This window comes from Pseudomonas sp. MWU16-30316 (assembly GCF_020515645.1).
Lineage (GTDB): Bacteria > Pseudomonadota > Gammaproteobacteria > Pseudomonadales > Pseudomonadaceae > Aquipseudomonas > Aquipseudomonas cerasi.
Map to the genome: position 1 here is coordinate 153765 of NZ_JAIZAZ010000010.1, position 18597 is coordinate 172361.

An 18597-nucleotide genomic window follows, 5' to 3' on the forward strand; every position below is an offset into this window, starting at 1 on the left:
TTTGTTAGCGCAGGCATCATATGGGCTTTTTTATTCTTTAGCAGATACAGATGTAATTAGTGCGTTAATTAATCCTGACAAGGGAGGTTTTTCGGAGGTACAAGCTACAGATTTTGTTGAGCAGTACGAACTGGTCAGCTACCAGCAGAATACAGAAAATGGATTTGCCGCTGCGATATTTGAAAATCGTATTACACATGAGGTTACGTTTACAATCCGAGGGACCGAAGGCGATTTTAACGATATGGTTGAGGCGGACGCAATTGGGATTGGATTCAATGGAATTGCAACTTGGCAAAGCATTGATCTATTCAATTATTACCAAGAGCTTACTACGCCGGCAGGCCAAGCATACACTGCTTATAGTTACAGCTCGGGTATTTACACGCCTCTCGGGTTGACCATCGTTCCTGCAGGAATTACAACTGAGGTCAAGATTGCAGGCGACGGGTATAAATTAAGTTCAAGTGGTTTTAATATTGCAGGCCATTCTCTGGGAGGGCACCTGTCGATCGTGCTGAGCAGGTTGGCAGAAGACAGTGTAAAATCGGTATTTACATACAATGCGCCGGGTTTCGATACGGCACTTGTTCCCGCGGCTAATAATACCGAATGGTTATTTAACACGCTAGCTGCATTGCAGGTTGCGGAGACTGGAGCCACATCGATTGGTACCAAGTTCTCGCCGGAAAAAATAACCAATCTGGTATCTCCTGGCGATATGGTGTCCAAAATAGGTACCGTGCCAGGGATCATCTATAAAAGCTTCGATGAACTGTCAGATATAGTGGGGGCACACTCTATTGTCAATCTTTCGGATGCACTTGCAGTTGCATCATTATTGCACTTTTTTGACCCCTCTCTGACCCTTGGTGCTATTGCAGGTATATTGTCCAGCAGCACGCTTAATGAAAACCTGGCACTGGACTCCGTGGTATCGGCTTTAAGCGCGATTATCAATTCAAGCCCTGTCAAGGAGCCCGCAAGGGTTAGTGAGCTTTCACGTGACGATATGTACGAAAATATATTGTCTATGAACAATCACTGGGTGGCTGGAGATAAGCCCACTACTTTTGTTACTTCGTTGGTAGGTTTATCTGCTAACGCAATCGAAAGTCTCATGTATAGCAACGTTGCTTATAAATACGCAGCCTACAACTTTAATGGTTTTGCGTTGAAAAACGACAGTTTTTATCAGGGCATGCAAGGGATCGATACTCTGAATGATTACAATCAGGCGACAGGCACAGGTAATATAACTTCGGCATGGGTGTCAGATAGAGCGTTATACTTGAGTTTGCTATTGAAAGCTGATGCTGAAGGTGCTGATACGGCACTGGGTTCTCCTCTGATAACGCTGTCAAAGCACGCTTTCCTGTTTGAAGAAGGAAATACGACCTACAACACTCTTTATGTCAACGAAGGTATAGATCGGCAATCAATACTCTTTGGTTCTCGGGCTGATGATAACCTGCTTGGAAGCTTGGCACGTGATCATCTTTATGGCGAAAGTGGTAATGATTATTTGTACGGAGGTGATGGCGATGATCTGCTTGAGGGCGGGGAAGGTAATGACCACCTGAATGGTGGACGAGACGATGACCGTTTAATCGGTATGGGCGGAGCCGATACCTTAACCGGCGGCTCAGGAAATGATCAGCTTGAAGGGGGGGCGGGTATTGATACTTATAGCTTCTTCAAAGGCGACGGTCTTGATCACATTATTGACGGGGATGGTTTAATAAAAATAAATGAAGCGGCTGTGCACGGTGGTAAGCAAGTTGGTCCTGGTGCTAACACCTGGTTGAGTGAAACGGGAGATGTAAGATTTTCCTTAAGTGACGAAGGTGGTGACCGTAAAAGCTTGTCGATGTTTTATGGAGACGGCGATCGGATAGTCATTGATAATTTCGTAATGGGTACTTTTGGAATCACCCTAAGTGACTACATTGAGCCTGATCGAAGTTTTGGTAATTTAACTACCATTGAAGGAGATTTGAAACCTGAAGATCAGGATGTCACGGAGGCGGATATTCAGGTCGGCCTTGACGGCTGGGGTAATGAAATAGTCATGCCTGGCGTCGCAGATCCGGACCGCGAAAATAGATTATTCGATACCCCTGGGAATGATAATTTATTAGGGCTGGGCGGTGACGACGAGTTAACGTCTCGACAGGGTGGCGATGACAGGCTAGATGGCGGTAGTGGAGACGATACGTTAACAGGTGGTGTCGGTGATGATACCTTGGTCGGTGGTGTTGGAACAGATATTCTCATTTCCAGCGATGGTGATGATGAATTATATGCTGAAGTGGAAACAACGCTAGACGACTTTATAATGTCAACGTCAACCAAGAATGGGGCCAATTTCCAGGATTGGCTAGATGCTGGTAAAGGAGATGATCTACTTATCGGATCCTCATCACGGGATATGCTGCTTGGCGGTGAAGGAGCGGACACCCTGGCAGGTGGCAATGGTGATGATTTTCTTGGCGGTGACGAGATAGGAGGTATTCCTGATGCAGATTGGTCTTTTACTACGGATTTGCAAAACAATGGATTGATGTTACTCAACACGTTTAAAGCAGGGCTGAATGACGATATTGAGGATGGCGGTGATGACGTCATGTACGGTGGTGCAGGAAATGACATGCTTTGGGGGAGTTTTGGAAACGATTATCTAAGTGGCGACTCCGGTAATGACATACTTGATGGTGACGATGGAAATGACACACTTTTTGGAGGCACGGGAGACGATTTCCTAGCGGGAGACAGCCTGGACTATTCTGGAAATTTGGGAAAAGGGGCTGATTACCTGGATGGCGGTGATGGCAATGACCAACTGATCGGATCAGCTTTAAACGACATACTAATTGGGGGCACTGGCAACGATACCTTGTGGGGCGATAATTTTTTTGGAGGAGACGATCTTCCAGGTCAAGACTTCCTGGATGGAGGAGACGGCTCGGATTATCTGATGGGAGGCCAAGATAACGACACTCTCTATGGCGGCGATGGCGAAGATTTTCTGTTCGGAGATGAAACGTCTGCACCGAAAGCCCAGCACGGCAACGACGTCTTGTATGGCGGTCAAGGTAATGACGAAATTCAGGGTATGGGAGGCAACGATACCCTTTTCGGAGGGGGCGAGAACGACACTCTCTTGGGCGATGGTCGTGACGTTGCCGCAGAGTCGCATGGGGATGATTTGATCTTTGGTGAGGCAGGCAACGATAGCCTATGGGGTGGAGGCGGCTCCGACTCCTTGTATGGTGGAGAAGGTGCGGATTTTCTTGAGGGAGATTTTCCTGGCCTGACAACTTTATATGAAGGGAATGATTACCTTGATGGAGGAAATGGCGAGGATACCCTTCAAGGTGCAGGCGGTGACGATACGTTATTCGGCGGTAATGATAACGACGTGTTATTCGGGGGGATGGGAGATAACGTTCTGGAAGGCGGGCAGGGCAACGATTTTATTTCGGCTTCTACCGGCAATGATGTGTACCTATTTAACAGCGGGGACGGCGCAGACACCATCGAAGACAGCGGAGGCAATAACAAGATTTTCTTTGGTGGTAAATTTTCGGTCGACTCTCTTGAAGTCAGGATTTCAACTCCGTCGTTGGGTCAACAGTATCTTCATGTAGGCGACTCATTGGGCAGTTATGTTTTGCTCGCTAACATGCCAGCCTGGTCAACGTCCAGTTTTAGTTTTGTCGATGGGGCTACATTAAGCTATGCCGAGCTTATAAAACTCTCCGAAAATAGTTTGAAATACACCGGCTTTGAAAAGTCTGAGCTTGTATATGGCACCATGTTAGCTGATGTCATTAATGGTGAAGGCGGTGACGATTCCCTCAATGGCCAAGGCGGTGACGATCTGTTAGATGGCGGAGAGGGCGCAGATACATATATCGTCAATGCAAACGATGGTGATGACATAATATCTGATAGCGTTTGGGTTCCCGCTAGCACAGTCACTCCACTTACTGTTGAACAAGCCAACAATGCCGTAGCTGCAGACAGTGATATTTCAGGAAACGTTGTCCGTTTTGGGCAGGGGATCACCAGAGATAATGTTCTTTTTAAGGAGGCCTTGACGTTTTCATTGCAGAAAGTTCTCTTGGTAGAGTACCCAGGCGGCTCATTAACCATTCTAGGCGGTTTTGAAAGTGTCATCGCGAAGTATAGTTTTGCTGATGGATCGGTGCTCACTCACGCTGACGTGATGAAAATAGTATCTTCAACACCGGCTGTTTCCAGCAACGGCGCAGATACGATTACCGGCACAGATGCTGATGATCAACTTGATGGCAAAGACGGGGCAGACCTCATCTACGGCGGCTTAGGGAATGACAGTATCGTAGGCGGACAGGGAGACGATACGTTGTATGGGGGCTATGGTGATGACCACCTATACGGTGGGGATGGCGATGATCGTCTCGATGGCGGTTCAGGTAACGATGTGTTGGAGGGTGGCGCTGGAGATAATACATTCTATTTTTCGCGAGGTATGGAGAATGACACATTCATCGCGGACGGCGCATCGAATAACACATTGATTTTCGGCTCGGACTATAAGTTGTCCGACGTGCTGGTAACTCAATCGGGTGCTGATCTTGTTCTCACCAGCCGTAACGGGCCAGAAAGCGTTACATTAAAGGATTATTACACCCTACATCAAAGTTGGAGCGCGGTTTTAGCCGGTGTGACTTATAAGGGGTTTGATCAGGTCCTTGAAGCTTCCGCTTTTCAAGAAACTTCGGCGTACGCGTCTTATCAACAGCAATTTATTGACAGCGTCCAGAATGATTTGTTTTTACGGCTTACCAGTGATGTATACACTTCATTGGGGGACGGTAACTTTCAATGGGTCAGCAGGGGCGACAATGCTTTTTCGAGTTGGGTTTCCTATAAGAACTGGAACAGTGAGTTTGTCATTGGTCATGTTGAAGCTCCGGTCGGATCTATGCATCATAAACAGCCAGCGGTAGCTGTACTTTTCGAAGATACGAGTTCCAGTAAGCGCGTTGAGAATAGCGCTATTATTTCTGTCGCTCCTAGCCACTCAACAGGATCGAATTTTGTTCCAAAATCAGGTGCAGTGTTTCACCCTAGCGTGTCTAACACTGGATTTGATTTTGCTTTGGGTAGCACTATAGTTGAGGTTAACGATGTTACTGGAAAGCCGGATGGGTGGTGGGTTTATCCCCCAGCCAATTCGGCCTCTTCGAATTCCTATAAAGGTATTCCTGAAGGCTCCACACAAATTTCCAAGCTTTTTTCGGTGTCTACTAGCTTGACGACATTTACCCATAAGATTGTTTATGGCGACAATGTGAGCGGGCGAGTTGATGTTGAGCACGGTAATATTTTCTATGCAGGTAGTGGAGATGATCTATTAGTCGCTTACGCCCTAGATTCGTATCATGGTGATCTTTGGTACGGCGGGACGATGATGTCAGGTGGTGACGGCAATGATACGTTAGTCGGTCATCATGGTGACGATGTTTTAATTGGCGGCGGCGGAAATAACGTATTTTTTGGTGGTAACGGAAAAGACACTTACGTTATAGATAAATTTAGTGGTACTGATGTTATTGCCGACTTTCCAGAGCCTGATGATCATGATAGTTGGACTGCAGACAATAAACATATTTGGACATTTGGCTATGAAGAGTATTCGCTTGACGCCCTCGATACCGTCATTCTGCCTGACGGTGTCGCTATTGGTGATCTGAAACTTACCCAGAGCACTGTGTTGCTAGAGGGCTTGAGTCTTGATCTATTAAAAACTCCAGAAACAGAATTCTCGAATGCTGTACAAGCCGCCAAAGCCGCTATGGCTTATAATACCTTAGACCTTAATTGGAGTGGGCACAAAGTTCAAATCGTGCTTCCGCACTCTAACGATCCGCGCGGTTCGGGTATTGAGCAAATCGAGTTTTCTGACGGTACGAAAATTTCCTTAAAAGATTTGATGGCTAATAAAGGCTTCAGTAGTGTGCCCGATCTCTATTTAAACGGAGTCAACATAGAATACACCGGGTTGTTAGGTGCCCGCATTGATCAAAAATTACCATTTGCTGGCGGCGCCGGTCACGATACTATTACTACGAGCAGATATGACGCCTATGGATTTGGTGGTGACGACTACCTTGAGACTGTTGCTAACAAAGGACAGTATTCGCCCTATTTATACGGCGGGGACGGTAATGACACGTTAGTGGTTAACACTGTTGCTTCATCAGTCGATGGTGGATTTGGCGACGATGTTATCGTTTTGAATGGTGATATCTGGACTAATGTAATCGGTGCTGTTGAGGGACACGACAGCATCTTGTTTCGTAATGGCGTCACTGCTGAGAGATTATCGTTTCATAAAATGGCAGCGTCATTGGCTATTATTGTAGATTCTGATACTAATAAAATAACAGTGATAGATGAGTATTTTAGCACTGTCGGGTCGGGTGACTACACGGTACGTACCGCTGATGGAAAAGCTTACAGTAAAGAACAAATAAGTATGATGCTGACCGAAATGCCGATTCCTAACCAATCACTTCAAGGTAGCCTGGGCAACGATATGATTTTTGGTTCTGATGCGCCAGAAGATATCTATGGCTACAGTGGTGTCGACGACACTCATGGTGGCGCCGGCAGTGATCGATACTTTTTCTCTATGGGCGAACAACTTGAAGTTCAGGAGGGTGGAGGCACGAGCGACGCTGTTGTATTTGAAGGAGGGGTTGATGCTAATTTGCTTGCTGCTTCGGTCAGGAAAGTTGGCAATGATCTACTTTTCGATTTCAACGCTGTCTCAGCCGGCCACGTGACTGTCAAAAACTTTTTCCTCGGAGGTGAGTTTTTGGTCGAACAATTCGTGACCCAGGCAGGTGATGTCATACCTGCTCAAAAAATATTTGATATATTCAATGTCGTAATGCCGTTAATTTCTTCCTCTGCTTATGATTCGCGTATCAATGATTTGGCAGACGCTGATTCTGTCATTAACGGCTCTGACGTCCGCGATGACATATTTGGCTTCAATGGCTCGGATACTTTGTTGGGGCGTGGGGGAGACGATAGGCTTAGCGGAGGGAATGGCAATGATTTGCTGTCAGGGGGACTTGGAAACGACAGACTGATAGGCGGTCGTGGTGACGATATTTACGTTTTTGCCAAAGGTGATGGTCAGGATGTTATTGATAACACCGGGGGCGGGAAAGATATTTTGCGACTGGTGGGCATCAATGGTGCAGATATCAGTGGTGGTTTGGTTAAAGATGCCAATAATCTGGTTATTAATGTCAATTCCTCATCTGATTCTATTACGCTCGAAAACTGGTTTGTCGGCGGTGACTCTACAATAGAAAGTATAGTTTTTGATGACGGAGCCGTTGCATCGGCAGCGATTGCTTCTGCATACGGTATCAACACATCGACAAGCACTATTTCTGATGTTTATTCTTCCCTTCCGGAAGAGCGCGACTATTCAAATGTTATGGTTGCCAGGCACGATAATATGTTTCTGGTAGGTACTCAGCTTGGCGACTTTATTGAGGGGTCATCGGGTGATGATGTTTTGTATGGTGGTGGCGGTGATGATTACCTTATCGGCGGAAAAGGGAACGACAATTATCTAAATATTTTTTGGGGTGATACGGGTAAAGATGTCATTAATAACTACTCCACCGTGTCTTCAGATAAAGATTCCTTGATGTTAGATGTGATGGATATCAAAACGATCTGGTTTGCCAAAAATAATACTGACTTAATTATTTCACATTTGGGTACGTCTGATTCGGTCACTGTTGTTGATTGGTATTTAGGTGAGAATTATAAAATTGATCAGATGTCAACTCCGCGTTACAGCGTCAGCGCCGAAGGCATTGAAGACATGGTAGAGGTCATGTCGACGCTGGGCGAACCCGTCAATGGTCTTATAACTCTGACCGGCGACCAGCAAGCTGTTTTTGATTCGTTGATCGCCTCCAACTGGATTAACTACTCTACGCCCGTTGTCATGTGACCTTTCAGCATCCAGGCACGCTGTGCCTGGATGCTGGCTTCAGGAAGAAGAAACTTGAATATATTGATTATTCATCAGAATTTTCCGGGCCAGTTCAAGAATCTGGTTCGTGATATTTCACGTCGTTCAACGTGTGAGTTGACCGTCATTTCTCGGGATACTACGCCTGTCTATCACGGTGTGCGTCACATCAGGTACAGGCCCAAGAGGTCGGTATCAAGTACGACCCATAATTATTTAAGAACCTTTGAGGATGCTGTGCTTCATGGTCAGCAGGTTCTCAGAGTGCTGTTGCAACTGAAAAGAACTGGCTACCGTCCTGCTGTTATTCTGGCGCACCCAGGATGGGGAGAAGCTTTATTCATAAAAGATGCATTTCCGGACACGCCGCTTATTAATTTTTGCGAGTACTACTATCATGCTATGGGTGCTGATACAGGATTTGATCCCGAGTTTCCTGCATCAGCCGATAGCCGTGCTCGACTACGGATTATCAATTCTCTTCACTTACTCAACCTTGAACAGTGTGATGTAGGTATCACACCGACCCGCTGGCAGCACTCCCTTCATCCGGCTGCCTATCGAGACAAGATAAAAGTCATACATGAAGGAATTGATCTTGATGGGCTTATGAATGTTCACCGTAGTGACTTGATTTTAGAGAATGGTCAGGTTATTCGTTGTGGTGACCCTGTCATCACCTACGTTGCCAGAAATCTTGAGCCCTATAGGGGGTTTCATGTATTTATGCGTTCTTTGTCACGAATACTCAATCACCATGATTCGGTACAAGTTCTGATTGTCGGTGGTGACAGCGTCAGCTATGGAGCTCGCCCTCACGGTTCTTCAGGCTGGAGGGAGAAAATGACTTCTGATATGAGTTCATCTGATTTAAAGCGTATTCACTTTCTCGGAAAAGTCAGCTATGCCAAATACAAACAGGTGTTGTCATTGTCATCAGTGCACATTTACTTGACTTATCCATTTGTGTTGTCCTGGTCATTGCTGGAGGCGATGGCGATGGGGTGCGTTGTTTTGGGGTCAAGAACCAGGCCCGTCGAAGAGGTTGTTACTGATGGCGTCAATGGATACTTGGTGGACTTTTTTGATTGTTCCGGTATCGCCGATCAAACGCTGTCAATTTTAAATAATCTGGATAAGCAGGAATATATAAAGGGAAATGCACAGAAGAGCGCCCGAGCTTACAGTAGCAATGAAGGCAATTCAGCATATTGGGATGTCATCCATAGCGTGGTGATCTAATTTTTTTGTATGTGTTTACAAAACGGCTTAAGACCATTTCGTTATCTGTTGCTGCACACCAGAGGGCTTGCTCGATCAAAAAATCAGCCGCAACCTCAGATGAATTCAGGGCTGATGGCGCAAAGCATCTATCACGACGCCCAACGCTGACGACTGCTCGCGACGGTTGGGGTAGTAAAAATGGTATCCGGGAAACGGTTGGTACCAGTCTTCCAGTACACGCACCAGACGCCCTTCGGCAAGCTGCGCTAAAACCATGTCTTCCGGCAGGAAGGCCAGGCCACAGCCAGCAACCGCTGCGCGCAGAATTGGCGCGCTGCTGTTGAATGTCCATTGCCCTTCGACGCGCGCTTTCAGCTCGTGACCCTCCTTTTCAAAGTCCCACTGCAACAGGCTGCCGTGAGTGGGCAGGCGCAGGTTGATGCAGCTGTGTTCTGCCAGATCGCCGGGTGTGACAGGTGGCGTGTAGTTGCGAAAGTACTCGGGGGAGGCCACGACCGCCATGCGCAGTCTGGGGCCGATCGGCACGGCGATCATGTCTTTGGCCACCTGATCGCCCAGGCGGACACCGGCATCATAGCGCTGCGCAACAATGTCGGTGAGGGCGTAATCGACGGTGATTTCTACATGGATGTCTGGAAAGTTTGGAAGCACCTTCAGCAGTTTCGGCCAAAGGATGTTATTGGCGGCATGTTCTGAAGCGGAAATCCGCACATTGCCCGCAGGCGTGTCGCGAAACTCCCTGATGGCTGCCAGTTCCAGTTCGATTTCTTCGAAGCGTGGTGCCATCGACTGGTACAGGCGCTGGCCCGCTTCGGTCGGTGACACGCTGCGCGTGGTTCGGGTCAGCAGCCGCACACCAAGACGCGCTTCGAGTGCGCGCATGGTGTGGCTGACCGCCGATTGCGATACGCCCAGCTGTGCCGCAGCGCGAGTGAAACTGCCTCGTGGGCAATAACCACGAAGGCTTGCAGACCGTTGAGGTTGGCGCGAGACATTGAGGGGTTCTTTGGTGAGTTGAACGGACCAGGCTTCATGTGAGCATATTGCGTATCGGCCGATACGCCGTGCGTTGCCGATGACCTGTCAGTCCAGATTCTTCTCGGCGAGAAACTTCGCTACCAGGTCTGCAATCTGGACGTTGTTCAGGTCGGACATCGGGAAGTGCGTATTGCTCTTGATGCCGATTTCAGGACGGTGAATCAGAAGGTTGCTTGCCACGTTCATAATCATTCCTCTGACGTTTCGAGTGCTTGTTTCAGCGCCTCGCGTGCGCGTATGGCGATGGTTTCATCTGCCTGCTCGGCGAGTATGTTGGTCACCTCGCGCAACTGTGCAGCGCTTAAGCCCATGCTCATGCTCGCCAGCATATGGGAACGCAACTGCGGCTCGGCACCCGGCGTTGCTGCCAAGGCACCGACGGTGGCCAGCTCGCGGTTTTGCCAGTCGAGGTTGTCGCGCTCGAAGATGTCGCCGAACAGATGCGTTTTCAGGAACTGATTGATGACAGGGGCGAAGTCAAATAAAGGCCCTTTGACGGTGCCACCGGGAATGCGTGTCTGATTGACTACTCCTGCCTCACGCAACGCCTCGCCTGTGGGGATCGCCCGGCCGGGGTCGTTTCCGGGTGCGTCCTGAATACCGCGCTGTTTGCGTGCCTCGACCGTGTTCATCAGTTCGTTCAGCGCATTGAGGCTGCGCGGAAACCCGGCATAGGCGTAGAGCTGAACCAGAATCTCCTTGGCCTCGCTGATGGATAGGCCAGCGTCGAGCCTCTTCGTTGCTGAACGGGCCGTAGGCTTCCGCGGTATCGTAGAAGTCGACCCTGCTTTCTTACGCGCTGCGGATCAGGCTGATCATGGCTTGCCTGTCGGCGGCCGGGCCGTAGGCCTAGGTCATGCTCATGCAGCCAAGGCCCAGCGCCGATACCTGAAGAGAACTGTTGCCTAAATTACGTTTTTGCATTGTGTGCCTCCCGTGGAACGAACCAGCAAAGCTCGCGGGCGAAAAAACATGGATGGGCTGTTCTCATTGACGATTTCACTGCAGCAACATCGGTCGAGAGGAAGTTATGCGAGGGAAGGCTGAGGTACTAGACGGGTAAATCGGCAAGGGTATATGAGGAAGACTAATTAATCGGCTGCTGAACGAGTTTCGAGCAGATTTCCGCGCCCATGCGCAGCATGGGCGCGATAGTCATCAGGACGTGTGTGTACAAACGTGAGCGATGAGCACGACGGCGGTAATCAATGCTCAATACGGCGAAATAGTCCCCAGCAAACCCACCGCAATCGCCAATAACAAAAAACCTATCAATGAAAGTCCGAGCTTGCCCATGAGCGTCTCCTGCTGATCGATCTGTCTGTAACGAGTCGCAGGCGCCACTCTTGGCGGTTGGCCTGCGCGTTTCAATGCGCTGCCATTATCGTGCTCGGACAGATTCTGGTACAGATTCAGAAACAGCTTAAAAATACGGATCAGTTGTCTTTGTGCAAGGCATGAAAACGCTCAGAACGACGCGATGATACGGCCCAGCATTGCCATGGCCTGCTCGCTGCGTTCGTCCCAGGGAGTGCCGTAGTTCAGGCGCGCGCAATTCTTGAAGCGCCGTGACGCGGAAAAGATCGGGCCGGGTGCCAGGCTGATGCCCTGCGCGAGTGCGAGTTGAAAGAGCTGCAGCGAATCAACCTGCTCGGGGAATTCGAACCACAGAAAGTAGCCGCCGACGGGGCGGGTGACGCGTGTCGCCGCCGGGAAATAGCGGGCGGCTGCAGCGAGCATCGCGCCTTGTTGCAGTTCGAGGGTGTCGCGCAGCTTACGCAGATGGCGGTCATAGCCGCCGTGCTTGAGGTAGTCGGCGAGCGCGGCCTGAGCGGGGACCGAAGGGGAGAGGGTGGTCATGAGCTTGAGGCGGTCAATCTGCTCGGTGTAACGCCCGCCTGCCACCCAGCCGACCCGATAGCCGGGCGCGAGGGTCTTGGAAAACGAGCTGCAGTGCATCACCAGTCCGCTGCGATCCAGGCTTTTGACCGGGTGAGGCGCCTTGGCGCCGTAATACAGTTCGGCGTACACATCGTCCTCGATCAACGGGATTTGATGCTGTTCCAGCAGGTCGTAGAGCCTGATCCTGTTTTCCTGAGTCATGCTCGCGCCCAATGGGTTCTGAAAGCTGCTCATGAACCAGCAAGCCTTGATCGGCAGGCGTGTCAGGCTGTCCTGTAGCGAATCGAGGTCCACCCCGTCACGCGGATGCACGGGGATTTCGACGGCTTTCAGCTTCAGACGCTCCAGCACTTGAAGGCAGGCATAGAACGCCGGAGCTTCGATGGCGACCAGGTCGCCGGGCTCGGTGACGCACTGCAGGCACAGGTTCAGGGCTTCCATGGCGCCATTGGTGATGACCAGTTCGTCAGCGGGCAAGCGCACGCCACTGATCATGTAGCGCAGGGCGATCTGTCGGCGCAGCTCGGGGTTTCCGGTGGTCATGTCGCTGACGATGCCCGCAGGCGTCAGCGCACGCACAGCTGAAGCCATCGACTTTGCCAGGCTCGCCAACGGATACAGGTGCGGGCTGGGAAACGCCGAGCCAAATGGCACGGTGTCCGGGTCCTTGAGCGAGCCGAGCACTGAAAAGATCAGGTCGCTGACACCCAGTTCGGTGCCTTCGCTGGCGTGTCTGATCAGTTCAGGTTCGGTCAGTGCATTGGCGGCATGCTCGCGTACGTAATACCCGGAGCGTGCGCGGGCCTGAATCAGTCCCTTGTCTTCCAGCAGGTAATAGGCCTTGAAGACCGTCGCCGGGCTGACGGACCAGGTGCGACTCGCGACGCGTACGGACGGGACTTTTTCCCCGGCGGGCAGGACGCCGCTGCGAATCATTTCCGAGATGTCGGCGGCGAATTTTTCGTAACGTTTCATAAGCGGCATCGAATGAACAAGGCTGCATCATGAGCGAAACCGGCCATAACGAACAGAGACACAACAACTGTAAAAAACAGAATCAGATGGCTTGTTCACGTGTTTCAGGGTGTTGCGTCATCCGTCACTCAGGTCGTTCGGGGAGATGACTTGCGCTTGAATCACTCAAACGGATAGGTCTATGATGCCAGCGCCTTACGACCCATCGAAGGAAATAGACGTGTCCCGTTCCAACTGGCTGCCTACGCCGCCTTAGCGCTACGCCCCCCCTCGCAACACTTGACTGCCTTCTTGCTGCAGTCGCCCGTTGCTGCGCCCGTTTTTTGGTCGCCGCCACTCCCACTCTGACTACTTAATCGAAAACCGATGCTCCTGCTCGTCCGGCAATCGCTGCCGTGCGTCTTGCTGCGTCTGTCACAGGTATTTCCATGCTCGAAAAAATCAAAGCTACGTGGTTTTCCAACGTTCGTGCCGATGTATTGGCCGGGCTTGTCGTTGCATTGGCCCTGATTCCAGAGGCCATCGCGTTCTCCATCATCACCGGGGTAGACCCGAAAGTCGGGCTTTACGCGTCGTTCTGTATCTGCGTGGTCATCGCGTTTGTGGGCGGGCGCCCGGCGATGATTTCTGCGGCTACAGGTGCGATGGCCTTGCTGATGGTGAATCTGGTCAAAGAGCACGGGCTTCAGTATTTGCTGGCCGCCACCTTGCTCTGCGGCGTATTGCAGATCATCGCCGGCTATCTGCGCCTGGGTGAGTTGATGCGCTTCGTTTCACGCTCGGTGGTTACCGGGTTCGTGAATGCACTGGCGATTCTGATTTTCATGGCCCAGTTGCCGGAATTGACCCATGTGACCTGGCCGGTTTACGCCATGACCGCAGCGGGCCTGGCAATCATCTACCTGTTCCCGCGCGTGCCGGTGCTGGGCAAGTTGCTGCCTTCGCCGCTGGTGTGCATTCTGGTGCTCACCGCAATTTCCATTTACATGGGGCTTGATGTACGAACCGTGGGTGACATGGGCGCAATGCCCGACAGTCTGCCGACCTTCATGTGGCCGGACGTCGCGCTCAATCTCGACACACTGCTGATCATTCTGCCGTATTCCGCCGCGCTGGCCGTGGTGGGCCTGCTGGAGTCGATGATGACCGCGACCATCGTCGATGACCTGACTGATACCACCAGTGACCGAAACCGTGAGTGCAAGGGGCAGGGCATTGCCAATATCGCCACGGGTCTGATCGGCGGCATGGCTGGCTGCGCCATGATCGGCCAGTCGATGATCAACGTGAAGTCTGGCGGCAGAACACGTCTTTCAACCCTCAGCGCAGGTTTACTGCTGTTGATCATGATGCTGTTTCTGGGCGAATGGCTGGCGCGTATTCCGATGGCGGCGCTGGTGGCGGTGATGATCATGGTATCGATCAGTACCTTCAGTTGGGGATCGATCCGCAACCTCAAGGAATACCCGCTCTCGACCAACATCGTGATGGTGGTCACCGTGGTGGTGGTCGTGGCGACCCATAACCTTGCCTATGGTGTGCTGGTCGGTTCTCTGCTTGCCTCGATGTTCTTTGCCAGCAAGATCGCTCACTTCCTCGATGTCACGTCGCATCGTGATCCCTTCCACAGCCATCGCACCTACTACGTGACCGGCCAGGTATTCTTCGCCTCCGCTGACCGTTTCATGGCTTCATTCGACTTGCGTGAAAGCCTCGAGACACTGGTCATCGATCTGCGCGAGGCGCATTTCTGGGACATCACCGCTGTGGCCGCATTGGACAAGGTGGTTTTGAAACTGAGAAAGGCGGGCATCAGCGTCGACGTTATCGGTATGAACCGGGCCACCGCTACGCTGGTGGACCGCTTTGGTGTGCATGACAAGCCGGACGGTATCGATTCGTTGATGGGGCACTGATCTGCGGGGCCGGACAGGCAGGCTCAGCCCGGAATCTCCAGGCGGATGACGGATCCTCCGCCTGGCCTGTTGCGGACCTCGATAGTGCCGTCGTGCTCGAGACAAATCGCCCTGGCGATGGACAGGCCAAGGCCGCTGCCTCCCGAATAGCGCGCCCGCGAACGTTCGGCACGCCAGAAGCGGTCGAACACCTGTTCGAGGTTCTCCGAGTCAAAGCCGGGGCCGCGGTCCGAGACGGTCAGTTCCATGCGCCCTGCGCTGGCTTTGCCGACAATCAGCAGCTCACCACCCATCGCCGAATAGCGCAGCGCGTTATCGACGAGAATATTCACGACCTGGCCGATCCGGTCACGGTCGGCGTTGACGGTCAATTTCCGCGGGATGTCGATCGTCACGGCGACACCTGCCTCATCGAGCGGCGTGGCAAACCAGCCCAGACGTTCGACCACCAGTTTCTCAAGGGAAAACTCCGTCTTGTCCAGGGTCAACTGACCCGCGCTGGCGAGCGAGAGCAGGTGCAGATCACTCACCAGTTTGTTCAACTGGCCGAGCTGGCGGTGGACCATTTCCAGTTGTGCCAGGTCACGCGGGAACACTTCGTCGATCATGCCTTGTATGCGTCCCATGGCGGCATTCAGTGGCGTGCGCAGCTCATGGGCAATCATGGCACTGGACTCGCTGACTTCCAGTTCGTAACGGCCGAGCTGAGTGGTCATGGTATTGAAGTCGCTGACCAGCGCCTGCAATTCGTCCGGGTCGTTGGCGCTCATCGGCAGGCGCGTCTTGAAGTCACCCTGGGCGACCTGACGTGCGCCTCTGGCAATCGAGGAGAACTGGCTGGAAAGCGGACGGGAAAACAGAAAGCCGAAGAATATGATGATCGGGATCGCGATCGACACCAGCGCTGCCAGCACCCACCATTCCTTGTTGGCAATGCCCGGCAGCAGGTTTTCGATCGGGTAATACTCGAAGAACAGTTCGCGCAGCTTGACCATGTCCAGGGTGGGCTCGGCCTGCAGCCGCAGGAACTCCATGCGCACGTCGGCCGGCATTGCCTGCAGGGTGAGCCAGTCAGAGACTGTGACGTGTAGCCACATGCAGAACGCGATGACGATGACCGCACCGACGGCGAGCATGCTCATGCGCATGCCGACCCAGTGCCACAACGGTTTTTGTCTGTGCCTGAAAAAATCTCGCATGAAGATCACCTGAACCGATAGCCGACCGAACGGACGGTGACCAGCACATTTTCCACGCCATGGATCTCCAGTTTGCGCCGAAGGTTATGCACATGCGCATCGACAACCCTGGCCAGCGCCTCGCTGTCGGGAAGGCAGATTTCCAGCAGTTCTTCGCGAGTGAAGGCCTTGGACGGCGTTTTCAGCAGCGTTGAAAGGATCTTGAACTCGGTAGGTGTCAGGTCGAGTACGGTCTCTGCGCCATCCTGACCTTCAATGATCGCGGTGACCGCATCCAGCTCCACCAGCAGGTTCTGGTAGCGCAAATGACGCTCGTTGTTGCCGTTCTGCTGGGAGCGCCGCAGAACCGCATGCACGCGGGCCACCACTTCTCGCGGGTTGTAGGGCTTGACCACGTAATCGTCGGCCCCATAGCGCAAGGCGCCGAGTTTTTCCGGTTCGTCGCCCATGGCGGTGACCATGATCACCGGCGTGTCGCTGCAGCGCCGGACGGCCGACAGCACGTCGGTGCCACTGACAAGCGGCAGCATGACGTCCAGCAGAATCAGGTCGGGTTTCCACTGACGGTGCATATCGATACCGCGCTGACCGTTTTCGGCCAGCCCGACGTTGAAACCGTCACGACGCAGGTAAGCCTCGAGAATGCTGGCACTGTCGGCGTCGTCTTCAACGATAAGAATGCGTTTTCCTGACACGAGCGCGCCTCTTGATCAAATCTTGATAATTCACGAACGGTTTGTTGAAAGTCGACGTTCAGGATGCTGTCCAGAGCCCACTGTCGCGGACAGATCCTATGCCGATGAGTACACCGCTGTCCAAGCGTATCCGCAACCGCCGCTGGCGTTGCCTGGCCATGCTGGCGAGCCTGACTCTTTCGGGCTGCTCGTTGATACCGGCCTATCAGCGTCCGGCGTTGCCGGTCCCGGTCGATCAGGCGTCCGCTGTGGTCCCGGCCTCGAATACCTCCAGCGCCGTCGTGCTCAGTGCCGACGAAGAAGCGCTGGCTGGCGAGTTGTCGCCAAAAGGCGAACTGCGCCGGTTGCTGCAATCGGCCCTCGCGTTCAATCGCGATTTTCGTGTGGCGGTGCTGCGTGTGGAGGAGGCCAGGGCAATGCGCGGCATTACCCGCGCCGATCGCTTTCCGACCCTTGCTGCAGGTGTCGAGCGCGATCGTCAGCACTTCGATAATGCGGCCGCCGACGAGCGTTATGGCCAGGACATTTCCATCGCGTCGGTGGGCGTCTCTGACTTTGAACTGGATTTCTTCGGGCGCGTGCGCAGCCTGTCAGAGGCGGCGCGGCACGATTATCTGGCCAGCACCTACGGCCAGCAGGCGGCACGCAGTGCGTTGATTGCGGAAGTCGCCCGCGCCTGGCTGGCCGAGCGTCTGGCCGCTGCTGTGCAACAGGATGCGCAGGCGGTTCACGAGGCCCGGCTGATGCTGGTCAAGGCGGCCGAAGAGCAGCAGCGTCAAGGTGCGCTTTCGCTGGATGATCTGATGGCACAGCGCCTCGACACCCTGAGCGCGCAACAGCAGGTGCAGGATGCGGCAAGCGATCACGCCAACGCGTCGCAGGCCTTGTTGTTACTCACCGGCTATTCGACGGTATTGCCCGTCAGCACGCCAGACACCCCAGCGCTGACCACCGCGCTGGTCGAGACGCCGTCCTGGCTGTCGAATCTGCCGTCTCAGCGTCTGCTGGAACGCTTTGACATCCGTCAGCGCGAAGAAGCCCTCAAGGCCAGCAATGCCAACATTGGTGCTGCCCGTGCGGCGTTCTTTCCGTCCATAAAACTCAGTACCGGCGTGGGCTTGCAGAGCGACAGCCTGCGCACCTTGTTCAGCAACGGCAGCGGGGCCTGGCTGTTTACGCCGCAGTTGAATCTGCCGCTGTTCGACGGCGGGCGTAATCAGGCCAACCTGGACCTTGCCAAGGTGCGTCAGCAGATCGCGGTGGCCGAGTATGAAAAGGCTGTGCAGAACGCATTCCGTGAAATGTCCGCTGTGCTGACCCGCCGTCAGCAGGCCCTGAACCATGTCCGCAACGAGGTCGAGCGGGTTGCGCTGGTCCAGGAAAAAGTGCGGCGCCTGTCCTTTGAACTCAATGCGGGCGCCGTCGAGCGCACTGCATTGCTGGTTTCCACTCTCCGTATTGCTGAAGCCGACGCAGCCGCTCGCCAGTCCCTCGATGCGCTGCAGCAAAACCGCATCGATCTGTTTCGAGTGCTGCACGGAGCAGAACCGACAACCCCACCCCAATCCTGA

Annotated in this window: 7 protein-coding genes and 4 pseudogenes; 4 read left to right on the top strand and 7 right to left on the bottom strand. The window is 52.8% G+C overall.

Annotated features, from left to right (window positions below):
- Position 1 precedes the first annotated feature (1 nt).
- Positions 2-8035, top strand: coding sequence for a calcium-binding protein (locus tag LCH65_RS24640; RefSeq protein WP_226439878.1), 8034 nt, complete (start codon positions 2-4; stop codon positions 8033-8035).
- A gap of 54 nt (positions 8036-8089) precedes the next feature.
- On the top strand, positions 8090-9298 hold the full coding sequence (locus tag LCH65_RS24645; protein ID WP_122241543.1) for a glycosyltransferase family 4 protein: 1209 nt from the start codon (positions 8090-8092) through the stop codon (positions 9296-9298).
- 105 nt (positions 9299-9403) lie between these two features.
- Here the strand turns inward: LCH65_RS24645 and LCH65_RS24650 are convergent.
- From LCH65_RS24650 to mapR, 5 genes and pseudogenes are all read right to left on the bottom strand, one after another.
- Positions 9404-10296: pseudogene (locus LCH65_RS24650) on the bottom strand (LysR family transcriptional regulator).
- A gap of 88 nt (positions 10297-10384) precedes the next feature.
- A pseudogene (locus LCH65_RS24655) lies at positions 10385-10504 on the bottom strand (alpha/beta hydrolase); the annotation flags it as partial.
- A 23-nt stretch (positions 10505-10527) separates the two neighbouring features.
- Positions 10528-11070, bottom strand: a pseudogene (locus tag LCH65_RS24660) (carboxymuconolactone decarboxylase family protein); the annotation flags it as partial.
- Between the two features lies 1 nt (position 11071).
- Positions 11072-11263 (bottom strand): annotated as a pseudogene (locus LCH65_RS26355) (aldo/keto reductase); the annotation flags it as partial.
- 543 nt (positions 11264-11806) lie between these two features.
- The gene (mapR, locus tag LCH65_RS24665) at positions 11807-13216 is read right to left on the bottom strand and encodes a GntR family transcriptional regulator MpaR (protein ID WP_058417309.1); all 1410 of its coding nucleotides are present in this window, start codon (positions 13214-13216) and stop codon (positions 11807-11809) included.
- A 428-nt stretch (positions 13217-13644) separates the two neighbouring features.
- Here mapR and LCH65_RS24670 point away from each other — a divergent pair, with 428 nt between their 5' ends.
- The gene (locus LCH65_RS24670; protein ID WP_003411446.1) at positions 13645-15132 is read left to right on the top strand and encodes a SulP family inorganic anion transporter; all 1488 of its coding nucleotides are present in this window, start codon (positions 13645-13647) and stop codon (positions 15130-15132) included.
- 23 nt (positions 15133-15155) lie between these two features.
- Here LCH65_RS24670 and LCH65_RS24675 read toward each other — a convergent pair whose 3' ends face one another.
- Both LCH65_RS24675 and LCH65_RS24680 read right to left on the bottom strand, forming a co-directional pair.
- Positions 15156-16331 carry an ATP-binding protein gene (locus tag LCH65_RS24675; protein ID WP_003435881.1) on the bottom strand — a complete coding sequence of 392 codons (1176 nt, stop codon included), beginning with the start codon at positions 16329-16331 and terminating at the stop codon, positions 15156-15158.
- A gap of 5 nt (positions 16332-16336) precedes the next feature.
- The gene (locus LCH65_RS24680) at positions 16337-17026 is read right to left on the bottom strand and encodes a response regulator (protein ID WP_003435879.1); all 690 of its coding nucleotides are present in this window, start codon (positions 17024-17026) and stop codon (positions 16337-16339) included.
- A gap of 98 nt (positions 17027-17124) precedes the next feature.
- Here LCH65_RS24680 and LCH65_RS24685 point away from each other — a divergent pair, with 98 nt between their 5' ends.
- Positions 17125-18597, top strand: a complete 1473-nt coding sequence (locus LCH65_RS24685; RefSeq protein ID WP_003372021.1) for an efflux transporter outer membrane subunit — start codon at positions 17125-17127, stop codon at positions 18595-18597.

Bases quoted from the DNA above. Each gene is read 5' to 3' on its own strand.
- mapR (WP_058417309.1), bottom strand. From the start codon at position 13,216: ATGAAACGTTACGAAAAATTCGCCGCCGACATCTCGGAAATGATTCGC.
- LCH65_RS24670 (WP_003411446.1), top strand. From the start codon at position 13,645: ATGCTCGAAAAAATCAAAGCTACGTGGTTTTCCAACGTTCGTGCCGAT.
- LCH65_RS24675 (WP_003435881.1), bottom strand. From the start codon at position 16,331: ATGCGAGATTTTTTCAGGCACAGACAAAAACCGTTGTGGCACTGGGTC.
- LCH65_RS24685 (WP_003372021.1), top strand. From the start codon at position 17,125: ATGCCGATGAGTACACCGCTGTCCAAGCGTATCCGCAACCGCCGCTGG.